General features: G+C 72.7%; 17 protein-coding genes and 1 pseudogene. 5 read left to right on the top strand and 13 right to left on the bottom strand.

Translation table 11 applies throughout. From position 1 onward, the window contains the following. Positions 1 to 20 precede the first annotated feature (20 nt). A complete protein-coding gene (locus ACQP17_RS31260; RefSeq protein WP_433859299.1) occupies positions 21 to 617 on the bottom strand; it encodes a UbiX family flavin prenyltransferase in 597 nt (198 codons plus the stop codon). A gap of 86 nt (positions 618 to 703) precedes the next feature. Between ACQP17_RS31260 and ACQP17_RS31255 the strand changes: the two genes are divergently transcribed. Next, positions 704 to 1,669, top strand: coding sequence for a helix-turn-helix domain-containing protein (locus ACQP17_RS31255; protein WP_433859298.1), 966 nt, complete (start codon positions 704 to 706; stop codon positions 1,667 to 1,669). Here the strand turns inward: ACQP17_RS31255 and ACQP17_RS31250 are convergent. Then, positions 1,650 to 2,078, bottom strand: a complete 429-nt coding sequence (locus ACQP17_RS31250; protein ID WP_433859297.1) for a PPOX class F420-dependent oxidoreductase — start codon at positions 2,076 to 2,078, stop codon at positions 1,650 to 1,652. The two genes, ACQP17_RS31255 and ACQP17_RS31250, sit on opposite strands and share 20 nt — an antisense overlap. Before the next feature lie 31 nt (positions 2,079 to 2,109). After that, on the bottom strand, positions 2,110 to 2,865 hold the full coding sequence (locus ACQP17_RS31245) for a nuclear transport factor 2 family protein (protein WP_433859296.1): 756 nt from the start codon (positions 2,863 to 2,865) through the stop codon (positions 2,110 to 2,112). 701 nt (positions 2,866 to 3,566) lie between these two features. On the opposite strand from ACQP17_RS31245, the gene ACQP17_RS31240 reads away from it, so the two are divergent. Beyond that, on the top strand, positions 3,567 to 4,214 hold the full coding sequence (locus ACQP17_RS31240; RefSeq protein ID WP_433859295.1) for a helix-turn-helix transcriptional regulator: 648 nt from the start codon (positions 3,567 to 3,569) through the stop codon (positions 4,212 to 4,214). Positions 4,215 to 4,371: 157 nt separating this feature from the next. Here the strand turns inward: ACQP17_RS31240 and ACQP17_RS31235 are convergent. The 6 genes and pseudogenes from ACQP17_RS31235 to ACQP17_RS31210 form a co-directional block, all read right to left on the bottom strand. Beyond that, positions 4,372 to 4,629 (bottom strand): annotated as a pseudogene (locus ACQP17_RS31235) (PIG-L deacetylase family protein); the annotation flags it as partial. A 45-nt stretch (positions 4,630 to 4,674) separates the two neighbouring features. Then, positions 4,675 to 6,090, bottom strand: coding sequence for an alpha/beta hydrolase family protein (locus tag ACQP17_RS31230; RefSeq protein WP_433859294.1), 1,416 nt, complete (start codon positions 6,088 to 6,090; stop codon positions 4,675 to 4,677). A 118-nt stretch (positions 6,091 to 6,208) separates the two neighbouring features. Beyond that, positions 6,209 to 6,859 carry a TMEM175 family protein gene (locus tag ACQP17_RS31225; RefSeq protein WP_433859293.1) on the bottom strand — a complete coding sequence of 217 codons (651 nt, stop codon included), beginning with the start codon at positions 6,857 to 6,859 and terminating at the stop codon, positions 6,209 to 6,211. A 93-nt stretch (positions 6,860 to 6,952) separates the two neighbouring features. Further along, positions 6,953 to 7,804 (bottom strand): dienelactone hydrolase family protein, encoded by an 852-nt coding sequence (locus ACQP17_RS31220; protein ID WP_433859292.1) that lies wholly within the window; start codon positions 7,802 to 7,804, stop codon positions 6,953 to 6,955. Positions 7,805 to 7,984: 180 nt separating this feature from the next. Beyond that, positions 7,985 to 8,908 carry a class A beta-lactamase gene (gene bla, locus ACQP17_RS31215; protein WP_433859291.1) on the bottom strand — a complete coding sequence of 308 codons (924 nt, stop codon included), beginning with the start codon at positions 8,906 to 8,908 and terminating at the stop codon, positions 7,985 to 7,987. A gap of 140 nt (positions 8,909 to 9,048) precedes the next feature. Next, complete coding sequence (locus ACQP17_RS31210; RefSeq protein WP_433859290.1) at positions 9,049 to 10,503, bottom strand: penicillin-binding transpeptidase domain-containing protein; 1,455 nt, start codon at positions 10,501 to 10,503, stop codon at positions 9,049 to 9,051. 214 nt (positions 10,504 to 10,717) lie between these two features. Between ACQP17_RS31210 and ACQP17_RS31205 the strand changes: the two genes are divergently transcribed. Both ACQP17_RS31205 and ACQP17_RS31200 read left to right on the top strand, forming a co-directional pair. Next, a complete protein-coding gene (locus tag ACQP17_RS31205; protein WP_433859289.1) occupies positions 10,718 to 11,677 on the top strand; it encodes a LysR family transcriptional regulator in 960 nt (319 codons plus the stop codon). Further along, positions 11,674 to 12,570, top strand: coding sequence for a serine hydrolase (locus ACQP17_RS31200; protein WP_433859288.1), 897 nt, complete (start codon positions 11,674 to 11,676; stop codon positions 12,568 to 12,570). Before ACQP17_RS31205 ends, ACQP17_RS31200 begins: the two co-directional genes overlap by 4 nt. A 68-nt stretch (positions 12,571 to 12,638) precedes the next feature. Here the strand turns inward: ACQP17_RS31200 and ACQP17_RS31195 are convergent, their stop codons facing one another. Further along, positions 12,639 to 13,136 carry a DUF3841 domain-containing protein gene (locus tag ACQP17_RS31195; RefSeq protein WP_433859287.1) on the bottom strand — a complete coding sequence of 166 codons (498 nt, stop codon included), beginning with the start codon at positions 13,134 to 13,136 and terminating at the stop codon, positions 12,639 to 12,641. 503 nt (positions 13,137 to 13,639) lie between these two features. Here ACQP17_RS31195 and ACQP17_RS31190 point away from each other — a divergent pair. After that, complete coding sequence (locus tag ACQP17_RS31190) at positions 13,640 to 14,269, top strand: DNA polymerase ligase N-terminal domain-containing protein (RefSeq protein ID WP_433860055.1); 630 nt, start codon at positions 13,640 to 13,642, stop codon at positions 14,267 to 14,269. A gap of 213 nt (positions 14,270 to 14,482) precedes the next feature. Here ACQP17_RS31190 and ACQP17_RS31185 read toward each other — a convergent pair whose 3' ends face one another. The 3 genes from ACQP17_RS31185 to ACQP17_RS31175 all read right to left on the bottom strand — a co-directional run bounded on the left by ACQP17_RS31185 (position 14,483) and on the right by ACQP17_RS31175 (position 16,999). Continuing rightward, positions 14,483 to 15,223 carry an MgtC/SapB family protein gene (locus ACQP17_RS31185; protein WP_433859286.1) on the bottom strand — a complete coding sequence of 247 codons (741 nt, stop codon included), beginning with the start codon at positions 15,221 to 15,223 and terminating at the stop codon, positions 14,483 to 14,485. 96 nt (positions 15,224 to 15,319) lie between these two features. Further along, complete coding sequence (locus ACQP17_RS31180) at positions 15,320 to 15,781, bottom strand: universal stress protein (RefSeq protein ID WP_364883514.1); 462 nt, start codon at positions 15,779 to 15,781, stop codon at positions 15,320 to 15,322. Positions 15,782 to 16,243: 462 nt separating this feature from the next. Beyond that, the gene (locus ACQP17_RS31175) at positions 16,244 to 16,999 is read right to left on the bottom strand and encodes an alpha/beta fold hydrolase (protein WP_433859285.1); all 756 of its coding nucleotides are present in this window, start codon (positions 16,997 to 16,999) and stop codon (positions 16,244 to 16,246) included. Positions 17,000 to 17,050 lie beyond the last annotated feature (51 nt).

Below are 17,050 nucleotides of genomic sequence, written 5' to 3'. Positions count from 1 at the left end.
CAGGAGGCGGGGTGGACCGGTCAGGAGGCGGGGTGGACGGGTGCGGTTCGGGCGGCACGCATGCCCGCCCAGCGGCGCGCGGCGGGGGCGGGCAGCGCGAACTGGTCCAGGACGCGGGCGGTGAGGTGATCGACGAGGTCGTCGACCGCGGCGGGGCGGTGGTAGAAGGCAGGCATCGGCGGCACGATCCGCACCCCCTTGCGGGCCAGGTCGAGCATGTTCTCCAGATGGATCTCGCTCAGCGGCGTCTCCCGCGGGACGAGCACCAGGGGGTGCCGTTCCTTGAGCATCACGTCCGCGGCGCGCCCGATCAGACCGTCCGCCCAGCCCGCGCGGATGCCGGCCAGGGTCTTCATGGAGCACGGCACGATCACCATGCCGTCGGTGCGGAACGAGCCGGAGGCGATGGTGGCGCCCTGGTCGCCGGGGTGGTGCACGACATCGGCGTACTCCTCGACCTCGCGGGCGCTGTGGCCGGTCTCCAGCGCGATGGTGGTCCGCGCCCAGCGGCTGAGGATCAGATGCGTCTCCACCCCGGGCAGTTCGGCCAGTTGCTGCAGCAGCCGGATCCCGAGGACGGCACCCGTGGCGCCGGTCATTCCCACGATCAGTCGCACGTCGATCAACTCCTTGCGCTCGTGCTCCCGCGCTCCCGACGCTAGGAGCCGTCCGGCGGCGGGGGCGGGTATCCTGGGGACCAGTCATGGGAAAAAACCGACAGCTCTCCGTCGCCGAGGTGTCCTACCGGCCCTCGCTGAGCGCGCCCATCGGGATGGACGTCCTCGGTTTCGCCGAACTGTCCGCGCGGGTGGACCGGCGGGGCCTGGACCTGTCGGCACCACTGCGGCCGTCCTTCCACCACCTGATCCACGTCCGGCAGGGACCGGTGCGGCACACCGTGGACTTCCAGGACTGCACGCTGGACTCGGGCTCCTGGCTCTGGGTGCGGGCCGGCCAGGTCCACCAGTACGTTCCCCGCGACCACCTCGCGGCGCGGGGCACCCTCGTCATCTGGCAGCCCGGCTTCGTGACCGCCGAGCCCGACCTGAACGGCGCGCCGATGCTGCCCACCGGCCGGCACGCCCGCGCCGCCGGCCTCGCGCTGCGCCACCTCCTCGACGAGTACGGCGACCTGGCTTCCCTCCCCCTCGACGCCCATCTGGAGACGCTGCGCCACCTGCTCGCCGTCCTCCTGCTGCGGCTGGCGCACGCCTGCCCCGCCCCGGCGTCACCGGGGTCCGACAGCGCGGCGTTCCAGAGCTTCCGTGCCGCCGTCGAGCGCGACTTCGCCGACTCCCATCACGTCAACGACTACGCCGCCGCGCTCGGCTACAGCGTCCGCACGCTGTCCCGTGCCACCCGGGCGGCGACCGGCTCCACCGCCAAGCAGTACCTCGACGCCCGCGTCCTGCTGGAGGCCCGACGGCTCCTGGTCCACACCGAGGCCACCTCGGCGGAGATCTCCCGCCGGCTGGGCTTCGGCGACCCCGGCGACTTCACGAAGTTCTTCCGCAAGCGCGACGGGGGAACACCGCTGCGGTTCCGCGAGGTGGCCCGGGGACGAATGCCGGGAGGCGGCTCCGCTCCGGCGTCCGGTCAGGGGGTGTCGTCCGCAGGGGGTGGTGAGCGGGACCGGCTCGGCGGCTCGCTCAGTCGGTCACGCCGCTGAGCGCCACGACCTTGTCGATCGGCACCCGCACCAGGAGCATGCCGGGCACGCCGTTGCGGGCGGCGTACTCGGGCGCGCGCTCCTCCCCCACGTAGCGGGCCGCGATCCGGGCCGCCCAGCCGCGAATCCGCGCCGCGTCCTCGCTCAGCTCCGCGCGGCCGTGGAGGACGACGAAGGAGAACGGCGGCCGGTCGTCGTCGACGCAGAGGGCGACCCGTCCGTCGCGGAGCAGGGTGCGGCCCTTGACGGTGTGCTTGTCCGTGTGGAAAACGATGCTGTCGCCGTCCAGCAGGAACCACACGGGTGCGAGGTGCGGCCGCCCGTCAGCGCGGGTGGTGGCGATCTTCGCCGTGCGGGTGCCCTCGCTGACGAAGGCGCGCCATGCGGCGTCGGTCATGGGTGTGGCCATGGATATCGGCTCTCTCACGCAGCGGGCGGACTCAGAACAGGCCGTTGCCGTGCGGGAGTTCGGCGGGGATCGGCGCGATGACGTCCCAGTGCTCGACGATCTTCCCGTCCGCGAGGCGGAACAGGTCGTAGTACGCGACCGGCCCGCCGAACTCGCCCTCGGCCTGTACGAGGGCGAAGTCGCCCTCCGCCATGACCTGGTGGATCGTGCGGTAGACGACGTTCTTGCCCTGCGCGGCCCATGTGGCGGCAGCCGCCCCGAAGCCGTCGAGACCGTCACCGGCCTCCGGGTTGTGCTGGAGGTAGGTGACGGCGGAGGTGTAGTCGGTCGACGCCGCGTAGTCGGCGCCCTTGAGGACCTTTTCGGCGTACTCGGCGACGAGTTCACGATTCGCCCCGGTCCTCCCCAGGTCGCCGATCCGCGTGGGGCCGTCGGTCTGGGAACGGCCGCTGACGGTCTCCTCGACGACGGGCACCAGCGCGTCCCAGTGCTCGGCGAGCCTGCCGTCCGCCACCCGGAAGAGGTCGAAGGCGACCATCGGCACGGGGCCGAGGCCGTGGTAGGTGCCGTGCAGCGCCACCAGGTCTCCGTCGGCGAGCGCGCGGGCGCCCTCGTAGCGGAAGTCGGCGGGCAGCGAGGAGAGCAGTGCGCGCAGCCCCTCGGGGCCGTCGGCGGCGAGCGCGCTGTGCTGCGTGAACGTCGGGGAGACCCAGCGGTCCACCGCGGCGGCGTCGCGGTCGCCGAACAGTTCGCCCACCGCTGCGAGGACCAGATCCTTGTTGTTCATGAGGTGCGTCCCATAAGGCCGGAGCGGCGGACCCGGTGTCCGCCGGCTGCCCCTCCACAGTCGTCGGCGGCGCTCCGGCGCACGAGGTGAATTTCTGACCGGCTATGGGAGAAAGGGGACACCTACGGGAGGACCCGCGCACCGGCCCACGGCCGGGCCGAACCACCGTCGCGGCCGGGCCCCGGCGGCGCTCCCCGGCCGGCGGGCATTCCAGGCAGGCATTCCAGGCAACGACATTTCCGCAGGTCAACACCCCTCCCAGCATTCCGGTGTTCTTCTTCGACCCGGATTCGTTGCCGTTCGGCGCTCCCGCCCCGCAAGCTGTCGACAGAGCCGGGCCGGAGCACACAGCACGGCGCACGCCGCACCCGCTTCCACAGCGGCGGCGTGCGCGCCCTCGCGGTCGCCGCAACCGTGGCGCCACCGACCACCCCGCCGTGCTGACCCGCCCGCCGCCTGCTCCACCGACACCATGCCCACGGGAAGACGCACCTCCATGCACCGCACCCGCACCTCCCCCTGCCCACAGCCGGGCCACCACCCCTCTCCTCGCGGGACCTCCGGTGACGTCCCCCGCCGGACCGACGCGTTCCGGACCGCCCGCTAGTCGGCTGCCGCCACCCCCTGTGACGGGCGGCAGCGCTGACCGCTCCGGCGGTCACGGGCCGGAGTCCCGGGCTCCAGAAGACGAGGAAACCCCTATGCACACCACCGAGGTTCAGACCACCGAGCCGCCGATACCCGTCGTGATCCGCGCACCGGACCCGATCTCCCTGGCGGGCGTGACCAGCCAGCTCAGCCAGCACCGGGGCGTGCGGCTGACGGAGAGCGGAGGCGAACGCCCGGCAGCGGTGACCGTGGTGGTCGCGGCGGCGACGGACGACTCCATGATCCCGGAGCTGCGCCGCCTCGTCCGGATCGACCGGGCGCGGGTCGTACTGATCGCCGACCGGATCCGGGAGGCCGAACTGCTCGCCGTCATCGAGTGCGGCGTCGGCGCGATCCTCTGGCGCCGCCAGGCCACTCCGCGCCGCCTGTTCCAGGCCGTACAGGCGGCCTTCCGCGGCGAAGGGGACCTGCCCGCGGACCTGCTCGCCCGACTGCTCCAGCAGGTCGGGCAACTCCAGCGCAGCGCCGACGACCGGCCCGGCACACCGGCCGGTCTCGCCCCGCGCGAGATCGACGTCATCCGCCTGGTCGCCGAAGGCCTGGACACCGCCGAGATCGCCGCCAAGCTCTCCTACTCCGAACGCACCGTCAAAAACGTCCTCCACGGCATGACCACCCGCCTCCACCTCCGCAACCGCGCCCACGCCGTCGCCTATGCGCTGCGGGAGGGGCATATCTGAGGGTGTCGGCGGGGACGGGAACGCCTGCCTCCCGGCCGGCCGCCCTCCCCTCAGACGGTCAACTCCGTTTGCGCGGCCGCCGCGGAGACGACGTCGTGGCGGATGTACCACTCGGTGGCGAGCAACGCTCCCGGTCGGACTCCGGGAGACCCGCGATCGCCTCGCAGAACCGCGCCCGTCCCGGGGCCGAGCGTGCAGCGCCGGCGTCCCCGTAGCCGAGCATCCTCGGCCTGTCGGCCCCGAGGATGCGCAGCGCCTCGGCCAACTCCGCGGCCCGGGGCGTGTCCGGGGCCCAGGTCGCCGTGACCACCGGGGTACGGGCGCCCGCGGCCGCGTGCCGGGCGAGCACGCCACCCGCCGACAGCGACTCGTCATCCGGGTGGGCGAAGACCCCGAGCAGGCTCGGCACGGGCATGGGCGGGTCACCAAGCCGGCCGAGCCCGTCTGCTGTCGTCCCCCCTCACCCCGTCGGCAGCTTCTCCTGGAGCCAGTCGAAGACGACCTCGCAGTGTTGTTGGGGGGCCATCGGGGAGCAGTGGAGTTGCGCGCCGGTGGCGGCGGTGAGTTTTACGTAGTCCTTGGGGGAGGTGAGTCTGTCGTACATCTGGCGTGGCTGGCCCGGGTAGAACTGTTCGTCCTCGTAGTCGAGGACCAGGGTGGGCATCTTGATGCGGGGCACGACGTCGGTGATGTCCAGCGACTTGATGAGCATCGCGGGGGTGTAGAAGTCGGTGAACATCTTTCCCTGGCGGGCGGCGAGCATCGCCGGGACGGAGAAGGGCTCGAAGCGCTTCTTCATGGTCGCGGCCGCGGGCGGCGGCAGTTGGGGGACGACCTCGTTGTTCCAGAGGGCGTTGGTCTTCTCCTTGTCCGGGGTGAGGATCTTCCGGATCTCCGGGGGGAAGCCCAGCCAGGGCGAGAGCACGCCGGGCATCGCCACCAGCGCGGCGATCCGGTTCTCGAAGGCCGCGGCCCGGGGTGCCAGGTCGCCGGCCATGCTCAGTCCGGTCAGGGCGATCTTGCCGGTGTCCACGTCCGGACGGGCCGAGAGCCAGTCGACGAGCGGGGTGACGACGGTCTCCCAACGCGGGGTGAAGACCACCTGGTCGACGAAGAGCAGCTGGCCCTGACCGGGTCCGTCGTAGACCAGGGCGTTCCAGCCACGCTGGAGGGCGGCCGGGACGCCGTAGGTCCACATGTCGACGTTCTGCCCGTCGCTGCCGTTCGTGAGGATCACGGTGGGGCGGCGCTTGCCGGAGGTGTCCGGGCGGAAGAACCAGACGGGCAGCGGGGTGCGCCCGCCGTACGGGACGTGGGCGGTGACCGGTGGCGGGTCGCACAGCCCGCAGAACGTGTCCCAGGCGTCACGCCCCGCCTGATACAGCTGTTGCTCGCTGCCGGGGGCCTCGGAGCCCAGGACGAAGAACAGGGCCTGGGCGTAGTACTGGGCGGCCCGCAGCGCACGGAAGCGTGTGGTCTGCGTCCCGGGCTTGCCGTTGCCGGGCGGTGCGCTCAGCTGCTCGCCGAGGTTCTTGAACGTCTCGGTGTAGGTCTGCGCGGAGAGGCCCGCCTTGTTGATCGTGTTCACGGCGGTGAGCACCTCGCCCACCTCGCCGGCGCCGTAGCCGGCCGAGCCGAGCGCGAGGAGCCCGTTGAAGTTGAATCCGGGGTCCTTGAAGAGCGTCATCGCACCGGGCGTGGGGTTGCCCATCGCCGCGGAGGCCCACGCCCGGCTCGTGGGAGTGGGATCCGGCGTGGGCGCGTCGCCGGACGCGGTGCACCCGGTGGCCAGCACGGCCCCCGCGCCGCCGATGAGCCCGGCGAGCGTGCTGCGGCGAGTGGGGCCTGACGCGGGATCACCCGATGCGGAGGTCATAGCGACCGAACGTACGAGCCGTGGCCCCGGGCCCCCCGCTCCGACACCCGCCGTTCGCCCGAACGGCGCGCCCCGCCGGGCCGGGTGGCGGCGTGCCGGGGCACTTCGCGGGCGGCGCTCAGGCTGTGAACCGCCGGGCGGCCTCGCGCAGCCGCTTGCCGCGCTTGCCGGTGACCGATCTGACCGGGACCAGCACCAGCCACCAGAGCTTGGCGCCCGTGGGTGAGACGAAGGCGAGCGGGACGGCGGTGGCGAAGACCAGCACCGTCGCGCCGAGGTCGGCCACATCATTGCGGGCGAGGGCGTCGGGCAGCGGGTCTGTCGCCAGCCAGGGGCGCTTCCACAGCACCACGGCCAGGGCGAGCTGCACGCCGCCCATGGCCGCGACGGCACCGGAGTAGATGGCCACGGCCTGCGGCAGGTCCGGGTACTCGGCCAGCAGGGTGGTGGGGAACGGCATCAGTGCGACCAGCCCCAGGCTCAGCAGCACGAGTCTGATGACCGTCCCGTCCACGTCCCGCACGGAGTGGAAGAGCTGGTACTGGCCGCGCCAGAACGCGGCGATGACCAGGAGGCTGAGGGCGTACGCCCACACCTTGGGCATCACCTCGCCCAGCGCGTGCGCGAAGGCGGCGGAGTTCAGCCCGTCGGGCACGCTGATGTCCAGCGCCAGCAGTGTCATCGCGATGGCGAACACGCCGTCGGACAACGCGAGGAGCCGGGCCGCGCTCCCCTCGTCGTCCCGCACTCTCCGGACGTCGCTCACCACGCCACTCTAGGATCTTCTGCCCCGGAATAGCCCGATTCGCGCGTGGAGGTGTTGAGCGGGGCGCCGGGTGTCCCGGAGGGGGCGGCTCCCCCGTCAGGCGTCCTTCGTCGCTGTCGTGCCGTGCCGCCGGTCGAGCAGGCGGGTGCGGAGGAGGTCGAGCACCGCGTCCAGGGCGGCGCGGGTCGGCTGGCCGGGTGCGTCGATGAGGTGTTCGGTCAGTACGGAGTGCGGCGGCAGGACGGCGTCGGGGTGCGCGGCGGAGTCGTCCAGTTCCACGGCGGTGAAGGCCGCGCCGAGTGTGCCGCGCAGAAAGGCGAAGCGGTCACCCGGCACCAGCCGGTCGCCGCGGAACCGCAGCCCCATGACCTGAAGCCCGCCCCGCTCGCAGCGGCCCCGGACGGCGGCGAGGTCCTCGGCGGAGAGGTCGATGCCGGCGCCCCGCCGTCGGGTGAGGGCCAGCGGCAGGGACGGCTGGGACAGGACGGGGGCGAGCAGCCGGTCGTCGGCCGCCATGGCCAGGGCGAAACCGCCGGTCAGACACATGCCGACGGCCCCGACGCCGGGGCCCCCGCAGCGCTCGTGCTCGGCCGCGGCCAGGGCCCGCAGCCAGCTCACCACGGGGGAGGTCCGCCCGGTGGCCAGCACGGTGAACTCCCGGCTGACGCACACCTTCCCCATCGACGCGGCCGTGTAGAGCGCGGAGCGCAGCCGGCCGTGGGCCGCGGGGTGGGCGTCGCGGCCGGGGGTGCCGAAGAGCACCGGGAGGACCGCGGTGCAGCCGAGGTCGGCCACGCGCGCCGCGAACTCCAGCACCTTGGGGGTGATCCCCGGTATCTCCGCCATCACGATCACGGCGGGTCCCGTGCCGCGGCGCAGGAGGCGGCGTGTGGTGCCGTCATGGGTGAAGGTGCCGCGGTCGAATCCGGTCAGGTCGTGATCTGCCATGGAGTGCCGCCGTCCGTCCTGGTCGGTGGGGGACGCCGGGCTCCTCCCCACGGTCCGTGGGGAGGAGCCCGGCTCGATCCATACGGCATCGTAAGCGGGCCGACCGACCCGGTGGAGGGCGCGGCCCTCACCAACAGGGGCCGGTCGGGCTGGTGTTGGCGAAGGTGCGTCCTCCCGGAATCAGGTCAGTGCCGAGGCCAGCAGTGCGGCTGTCTTGGCGACCAGGGGGTTGTCGGCGGCCGCGTCGGACGTGCGTTTCGTCGTCAGGACGGCCATCACGATCGGCGAGCGGCCGGGCGGCCGGACCAGGCCCGCGTCGTGGTTGGTGCCGTACTCGCCGCCCGCCGTCTTGTCCGCGACGGTCCAGTCGGCCGGCAGCCCGGCCCGGAACTTCTCTCCGCCGGTGGTCGTCGCCAGCATCCACGCGGTGAGCTGCTTGCGGTCGTGGGGGGCCAGCGCGGTGCCGAGGGTCAGGCGCTGGTAGGTCTGGCCGATGGCGCGGGGGCTGGTGAGGTCGGTCAGGCGCCACGGTTCGGCGGAGTTCAGGTCGGGCTCGTAGCGGTCGAGCCGAGTGACGCGGTCCCCGGTCGAGCGGCAGAACCGGGTGATCGCGTGCGGTCCGCCCAGCTCACGGAGGAGGAGGTTGCCGGCCGCGTTGTCGCTGTAGGAGACCGCGGCGGAGCACAGGGCCGCGACCGTCATGCCGTGCGCGAGGTTCTCGGGCTTGCCGGTGATCGGTGTGTAGCCCGCGTCGCTGACGTCCTTCGCGGTGTACCGCAGGCGCTTGGCCAGGAACTCGCCGTGCCGGTCGAGGTCCCGCAGGACGGCCGCGGCGGCGAGCGTCTTGAAGAGCGAACACATGGGGAAGCGTTCGTCGGCGCGGTAGCGCACGCTGCGGCCGGTGGCGGTGTCGTGCGCGAACACCCCCAGCCGCGCGGAGTGCTGCCGTTCGAGGTCCGCCAGACGGCGCGCGAGCCGGTCCGTCCGCGGCGTCGCCGCCTGCGCGCCGGCGCTCAGGGGCGTGGCGACGGCCAGGGCGGCTCCGGCCCCCAGGGCGAGCACGGTACGCCGCGAGGTGTTCGATCCTGTGGCGAGCACAGTCATGTCCTCCTGAAATCAAGGTACTTCGCTTCACAAACCTGCCAGGACGAGGTGGCCGGCCGGTGCTTCCCGCTGAACGGGACGGTACCGGCGGGCTGTTCCGGTGCGTGCGGGTGGATCCCGGCACCTCCACCGGCGTCGCGTCACTGGAGCGCCGCCTTCATCATCGCCTTGGCGACAGGGCCGGCCAGGCTGCTGCCGGAGACCTCCGCGCGCGCCGCGTCGGCCTGCTGGACGATGGACGCGACCGCGACCTTGTGGCCTTCGGAGTTCTTCGCCCAGGAGACGAACCAGGCGTACGGGGTGCCGCTGTTGTTCACGCCGTTTTGCGCGGTGCCCGTCTTCGCGCCGACCGTGAGCCCGGGTATCTGCGCGCCGGTACCCGTTCCGGAGCTGACGACGGTCCGCATGGCGGACTGCAGCGAGCGCGCGACGGTGGGAGTGACGGGCTTGCCGTACTGCGTGGGCTGGAAATCCTGGATGCTGTTGCCGCTGCCGTCGGTCAGCTTGTCGACCATCATCGGCTTCATCAGGGTGCCGTCATTGGCGATGGCGGAGGTGACCATGGCCATCTGCAGCGGGGTGGCCAGGTCGTCGTACTGCCCGATGCCCGACATGGCTTCGCTGGCCCGGTCCATGCCGGTGGGATAGACGCTCTTCCCGGCGCGCACGGGGATGTCCAGCTTGTCGGTGTTGAAGCCGAACTTCTCCGCCATCTGCTGGATCTTGTCCTGGCCGACGGTGTTGGCGACCTTCCCGAAGACGTTGTTGCAGGAGTACTGGAGAGCCACCCGCAGCGTGGCGTCCTTGCAAGGGGCCGAGGGGTCCTCGTTCGGCAGCGAGATCTTGGTGCCGGGCAGCGGATAGGGGCTGTCGGCGTCCGTGCGGGTGTCGATGTCGGGGTAGGTGTCGGGCGCGTCGGTCAAAGCCGCGGCGGCGACGACCAGCTTGAACGGGGAGCCGGGGGCCAGGGACTGTCGCAGGGCGCGGTTGACGTTGGGCTTGCTCTTGTCCTTGGCCAGCTTGTCCCAGGCGGCCTGGTCGGCGGGGGTCGAGCCGGCGAACGCCCCCGGGTCGTAGGACGGCGTCGAGACCATGGAGAGCACCTTGCCGGTGTCGGGGTCGAGGGCGACGGCGGCGCCGGACTTCCCCTTCAGCGCGGCGTACCCGGCCTTCTGCACCCGGGCGTCGACGGTGGTGCTGACGTCGCCCGACCTGGGCCGCTTCTTCGTGAGGGTGTCCGCGGGCCCGGCCAGGCGGGGGTCGCTGCCGTCCAGGACCTTGCTGTAGACGCCCTCCAGCTGGGTGCTCCCGTAGATCTGGGAGGAGAACCCGGTGAGGGGGGCGTAGAGCGGCCCGTCGGTGTAGGTGCGCTTGTACGCCAGATTCCCGCCGGTCTTCGCGGAGCCGGTCACCGGGGTGCCGTCGACGAGGATGTTGCCCAGCGGCTGGGCGTAGCGGGCGATGGCCACGCGGGCGTTGTGCGGGTCGGACGCGTAGGTGTCCGCCTGGAAGAACTGGATCCAGGTGGCGCGCCCCATCACGGCGAGGACCAGGGCCAGGAAGCAGACCGCGACCCGGCGCAGCGGTTTGTTCATGCCGGCGCGCGGCTTGGCCGCCGTGGGCCGCTGCCGTCGTGCGCTTCGTCTGCGCCGGGGCCACGGCCGCCGGGGCGGTGAGGGCCGCGCCGGGGCGGGGTCGCGGGGCGAATCGGAAGATGCGGACATGCCCCGAGAACAGCACCGGAAAGCCGTTCATGTCCAAGATGCAGATCGTGCACGTATTCATTCGCTTTTGATATTCTTGCTGTTCATGGACCTCCTCGGGCATCTCCGCTGCTTTGTGGCTGTTGCTGAAGAGTCACATTTCGGCCGCGCGGCGGCCCGCCTGGGCATGGGCCAGCCGCCGCTGTCGCAGCGCATCCAGCGGCTGGAGCGCGAACTGGGCATCCGGCTCTTCGAGCGCTCCAGCCGGCAGGTGACGATCACCCACGGCGGCGCTCTGCTCCTGGCGGAGGCCCGCGAGATCCTCAGCCGCTCGGAAACGCTGCTGGCCACCGCGCGGCGGATTCGCGACGGGGAGAGCGGACTGCTGCGCGCCGCACTTCCGCCGGACATCTCCGGCGAGACCATCGCCGCGCTGCTGGCGGACTTCGGCGAGCGGCAGGCCGGCACGGAGCTGGAGCTGCACGAGCTGACCACCGCCCAGCAGCTCGAACGCTTCGGGGCGGGGCGGCTCGACGTGGGGCTCGTGCACCATCCCTGCGATGTGTCCGGGCTGGAGATCGGCCCGCTGCTGCGGCGCGAACTCGGCGTACTCCTGCGGCACGACCACCCCGCCGCCCGGCTGACCGACGTGCCGCTGGCCGCCCTGGCCGGCCACGACCTGGTCCTCTTCCCGCGCGGCGACGCCCCGGCGCTGCACGACGAGCTGCTGACCACCTGCGCCCGCAACGGCTACACCCCGCCCGCCGTCCGCCACGGCCGGAGCCCCAGCTTCATCCGCGGCCTGATCCTCTCCTCGCAGGCCGTCTCCTTCAGCCCGTGGGACACCCAGCCCGCGCCGCCGCACCCGCAGATCATCTGGCGTCATCTGGCCGGCGCCCCGCTGGCCTGGCGGCACTCGGTCGCCTGGCGCCAGGGACAGCGTGACGCCGCGGTGGACGCCTTCGCCGAAGCGGTCGCCCGAGCCCTGGGGGGCACTGGCACAGTGGGCCCGGACCAGCCCCTGCCCCCTCTCCACCTACGCCCCACAGCGGAGTACTGGCTATGACCCGCACCCAGCAGCAGATCCGAACCGCCTTCGCGGACGCGGCCGTCACGGGCTGGCTGCACGCCTGCGACATCGACTCCGGCGCGGAGGTCGGTCTGCACCCCGACCGTCCGGTGGTCACGGCCAGCGTCCACAAGCTCTGTCTGCTCGTCGCCCTCCACCGGCGCGCCGCACAGGGCGACTTCGACCTCACCGAGCAGATCGAGGTACCGCCCACCGGCCGCACCTTCGGGCTCACGGGGCTGGGGGCCATGCTCGATCCCGTGCGGATGTCGCTGCGCGACGCCGCCTATCTGATGATGAGCGTCAGCGACAACATCGCCGCCGACCTCCTGCTGGAACGCGTCGGCCTCGACGCCGTCAACCGCACCACCGCGCAGCTCGGCCTCTCCCACACCCTGGCCATCCACACCTTCCGCCAGCTCCTCGACACCCTCAAGAAGGATGCCGGGCCCAGCGGCCCCCGGGCGCTGAGCGATCCGCACACCCTCACCCGGCTCACCGCCCTCGACCCCGCCCGCACCAACCGCAGCACCCCGCGGGACATGACCCGGCTGCTGGCGCACATCTGGCGGGACGAGGCCGGCACCCCCGAGCACGGCGCGGCCATCCGCCGGCTCCTCGGCCTCCAGGTCTGGCCGCACCGCCTCGCCTCCGGCTTCCCGTTCGACGATGTGCACGTCGCGGGCAAGACGGGCAGCCTCCCCACCCTGCGCAACGAGGTCGGCGTCGTCGAATACCCCGACGGCGGGCGCTACGCGGTCGCCGTCTTCACCCGGGCGGCCAACACCGCCGCCACCCTCCCCGCGGCCGACGCGGTCATCGGCACCGCGGCCCGCATCGCCGTCGACGCCCTCCGGGCACCGGGGACGGGGCGCCGGCCACGGGCGTAGCTGCTCGGCGCGGTGACGTCGCTGCGGTGTCGGGCGAGGCGGTGAGCGGCGGGCCGCGCGCGGCCGGTTCATTCGTCGAGGGGCTCCGGCGGCTCGATCGGGCGGATGCCGCGTACCCAGGAGTGCCGCAGCAGCGGCAGGCACGCCTGCACGCGGACCCGGTCCGGGTCGTTCTCCTCCTCGGGTGCGATGGCCCAGTCCATGGCCGGTGACCGCGCCCCGTCGAGGTACTCGCACAGCAGGTCGTTCCAGGCGGAGTACGAGCTGCGCAGCACATACGCGTCCGGCACCTCCAGATCCAGGATGACGACGCCGGCCGCGAACTGCAGGTCGCTGAGCAGCAGTCGGGCGGTCAGCTCCACCCGGCTGTCCCGGGTGTCCGGTTCGGGCCAGGCCCACACCGGTGGCCGGCCCGCACAGTCGAGGCCCCGGCGCGCCATCTCGGCGGCCATCACCCGGTAGGCGGGGCGCCATGACGAGGGCACGAGGTCCCAGTCACCGACCAGCCGCCCGGTCCGATCCAGCACCCCCACGACGTCACGGTGCTGCGCCGTCCACAACCTCATGCGCTCTCCCCACCCTCTCCGCTCTCCCGCTCTTCTCCGTCGTCCCGGCTCATCCGCCGTCGCCGTCCCGGGCTGCGTGCGCCGCCGGCCCTCGGAGCCCGGGACGTGGGCGGCCACGGCAGCGCCGAGCCCGGCGCCGGGCGAACGGTCGGACACCGCGCTCTGTGCGTCCGCCAGTTGCTCGCTAACGGACGGGCATGGGAGTTGCCCAGCCGGGGCGTGTCGGCGCCCGTACCGGTCGGCTCGCCGCTGTGGACGAGGTGCCGGTCAGTGGCGTGAGGGACACACTAGGAGGGCCGCAGGAGGCTGCCGTCAGCCTGTCGGCTGATCTTCGTGGCTGCTGGGTGCGCCCGGCGAACGATCTCCGCTACGCCTGCGGGTGGCAGCGGCGGGTCCCGTGCTGCGTGGTGGGGCGCGTCGCGAGCGGGCCGGTGCGCATGCAGCCGCGCCCGTCGCGGGCCACAGTGAGAGGCGTGGCCATCGAACGGAAGGCGGGCGGTCGCATGGGCGGCGACGACGGGCTGACGACGTACCGCGGCAAGCGGCACTTCGACCGCACGGCCGAGCCGCGGGGCGAGCAGGCGGCCGCCGGCGACGTCCCCTGCTTCGTCGTGCAGATCCACGAGGCCAGCACCCTGCACTTCGACTTCCGGCTGGAGGTCGACGGGGTGCTGAAATCCTGGTCCGTCCCCAAAGGTCCGTCCGCCGATCCGCACGACAAGCGGCTCGCGATGCCGACGGAGGATCATCCGCTGGAGTACCGCACCTTCGAGGGCGTCATCCCGCGGGGCGAATACGGCGGGGGCACCGTCATCGTCTGGGACCAGGGCACCTACCGGCCGCTGCCCCGGAAGAAGAAGGGCCGCGCCCTCTCCTTCCTCCAGTCCCTGGCGGAAGGCCACGCCTCCTTCTGGCTGGACGGCCACAAGCTCCGCGGCGGCTATGCCCTCACCCGGTTCCGCGGCGGCAAGGACTCCGGGGAACGGGAGGCCTGGCTGCTGGTGAAGGAGAAGGACGAACGGGCCGGGCGCGGCGGCACCCCCGACCCCTGGCGGGCCCGGTCGGTCCGCAGCGGGCGCACCCTCAAGCGGGTGGCCGCCGAGGAGGGCGCCGAGAGGGAGGCGGAGTCCTGACGACCGGGCGTCGGAGACCCCGTCGCCGCGGTGGTGGTCGTGGCGCCCCGCCCCGGTCCCTCCGCGCAGCTCCAGGCCGAGTTCCTGGTGCAGTTCGGCGGCCTGCTCGGGCGTGACGAACGCGAAGTGGGTGTCGTGAACTTCCATATCAACAGCCGTAGTTGACGCCCGATCCCGATAGCCGCCCATGGGACACCGGCGCGACCGGCATGCTCATTCCGGGCTGTCGCCCTGCCGTCCCAGCGCCACCCCCTGCACCCCCGACAGTTCGGAGACCTTCTCGACCAGGAGGTACGGGGAGGAGGCGCCCTCCAGACGGAGCAGCACCTCGGCCGGGCCCTCCTGCGCGTCCGTGCCGCCCGTCACCTGGACCGTGGTGACCCGGAAGCCGCTGCCGGTGCAGGTCTCCAGCAGCCGCCCGAGCACCCCGTGCCGCGAGAGGTAGCTGATGCGCAGCTCGACGCGGGCGAAGGACGGCCACGCCGAAGTCATCGCCGTGAGCTTGGAGAAGCCGCGGATGACGAGGAAGTGCACGGCCGTCGCGCCGATCGCCAGCAGGGGCAGGCCGCCACCGCAGGCCATGCCGATGGCGCAGGTCAGCCAGATGGTGGCGGCCGTCGTCAGGCCGCGGACCGCGTCCTTTCTGACGAAGATCAAGCCGCCGCCGATGAAGCCGATGCCCGAGACGACCTGCGCGGCCACCCGGGACGGATCGAGCACCACCCCGTGCATGCCCAGCACCGACCCGAACCCGTGGATCGACACCTCCATGAACAGCGCGCTGCCCACGCCGACGAGGGTGTGGGTCCGCAGTCCCGCGCTCTGCTGCCGGGCCTGGCGTTCCAGACCGATCAGGGACGACAGCAGCAGGGCCAGGGCCAGTTCGGTGAATTGGCGCAGCCCCTGTCCACTGTCGACGTCGAACAGCGCGGCGGAGAGGTACGAGAAAGACATATCGGGGATTATCGCCCCGCCGTCCCCGCATCCGGAACCCTCTGGTCCGCGACCGGTGGTTGCCGACGACGGGGCACCCGGCAGCCCCCCGCCGCCCTACCCGCGCCGGCTCTCCTCGCTCACCACGACGACCGGACACGGTGCATGCCGGGCGAAGCGACGGCTCAGGGAGCTGCGGAGCCCGCCGAGGACCCCGCGCCGGCGGCTGCCCACCACCAGCAACGACGCGTCCCGCGCCGCCTCTTGGAGCACTCCGGACGGCGTGCCGTACGCCACCGTGGCCGCGACCGGCGGGGCGTCATATGCGCTCACGACCTCGCTGACGGCGCCGTCCAGCGTCTCCCCCGCCCACACCTTCATGTCGGTCGCGAGGTGTTGCGGTGCGTCGATCCAGCCGATCGAGCCGTACATCGCCGGGTACTCCCAGGCCATCACCGCGTTGACCGTGGTGTGTTCCCGCTCCGCCTGGCGTACCGCCCAGTGGAGCGCTTCCTTGGACGATTCCGAGCCGTCGACCCCGACGACGATGCACTCGTTCCCCTCGGTCCTGCCGTTCATGGTCACCTCCGCATCAGGGCGCGCCGGTTCTCCCGGCTCGCCGGTGTGTCGGCCGTGCCGTCTCTCTCCCCTCCTCGGACGTGCCGCGGATGTCGGGGCACAGGGGTGGTGAGCGCCCTGTGCACCGGAGCCGGAGGGCTCCGCGCGCCGGCCCCAGGGGGGCGGAGCGCGGTGCACCCTCACGCCGAGAAACGACGGCCTGAAAGTGGCGGGGAGGCGGCCCGCTGCTTCGCGGGCCGGGCTGCGCGGTGCACGGTCTCGCCGCTGTTCCGCGCCGCCACTGTGCTCCCCGTCACTTTCAGTAGAGCGCACCCGGCCGCCCCGGACCACGTCCGATCGGCCCGACCCGGAGGGCGAGCGGTCCCGGTCGCGGGCCGGGACCATGTACCCCTCCCCGGGGCACTTCGCCCCGTCCCCGAGGGGTTCTCCCGCCTCCCCGGCCCTGTCACCACGGGCATTCCCCTACGTGACCGGCCGCCCGTCCCGATGGGGCCCGGCCGGCGGGTCCTCGGCGAGGCGCACCAGGAGGTCCGCCGTGGCCTGCGGGGCGGCGAGCATCATGTCGTGGCCGCAGGGCAGGTCGTACGTCTCCCACCCGGCGGCCAGCGCCTGCGCGTGGAAGCGCGTCAGGCTCGCCAGGGGCGGGTCGGTGTGCCGCACATAGACCGTGCGGATCCGGTGGAGGGCCCCGGGGTCGTAGGCGACCGGGTCCGTCAGGCAGCGGAACGGGAAGTCGGTCAGCCGCGGCCCGGCCCAGGCGCGGAGCCCGGGATCGGTGACCCCCCACTGGTCGAGGAACGCCGGGCTCGCCGGGAGGCGCCAGCCGTCCCCGGCGGTGACCTCCCGGCGGTAGCGGGCGGCTGTTTCGGCGGGCTCCACGTCCAGCAGCGACTGGCCGGGACCGGCGAGGAAGCTACCGAGGAACACCACCCCGGCCAGTCGGTCACCGGCCCGCTGCGCCAGCGGCCCGGCGAGGATGCCGGCGTAGCTGTGCAGCACGAGCTGCACCTCGCGCAGGTCCTCGAACCAGAGCAGCTCGGTGAGATCGGTGAGGTGCGTCTCGACCCCGACGTCAGGGGTGAGCGATTGGCGGCGCTCCCCCTGCCCGGTGAGCGTCGGGGTGAACACGAGGTGCCCCGCCCGCTGGAGCCGCGCACGCACCTCACGCCAGGCCCAGCCCCCGTGCATCGCCCCGTGCACAAGGACGAATGTCGCCATGCCTCAGCGCCTCTCCCTCAACGGCCCCACGCACCGGATGCGCGGCATGCA

The sequence above is a fragment of the Streptomyces kronopolitis genome (genome assembly GCF_050953795.1).
GTDB classification, from domain to species: Bacteria; Actinomycetota; Actinomycetes; order Streptomycetales; family Streptomycetaceae; genus Streptomyces; species Streptomyces kronopolitis_A.
Note: the sequence above shows the minus strand (reverse complement) of the source record. Positions and strands in the feature narration are given on the sequence as shown.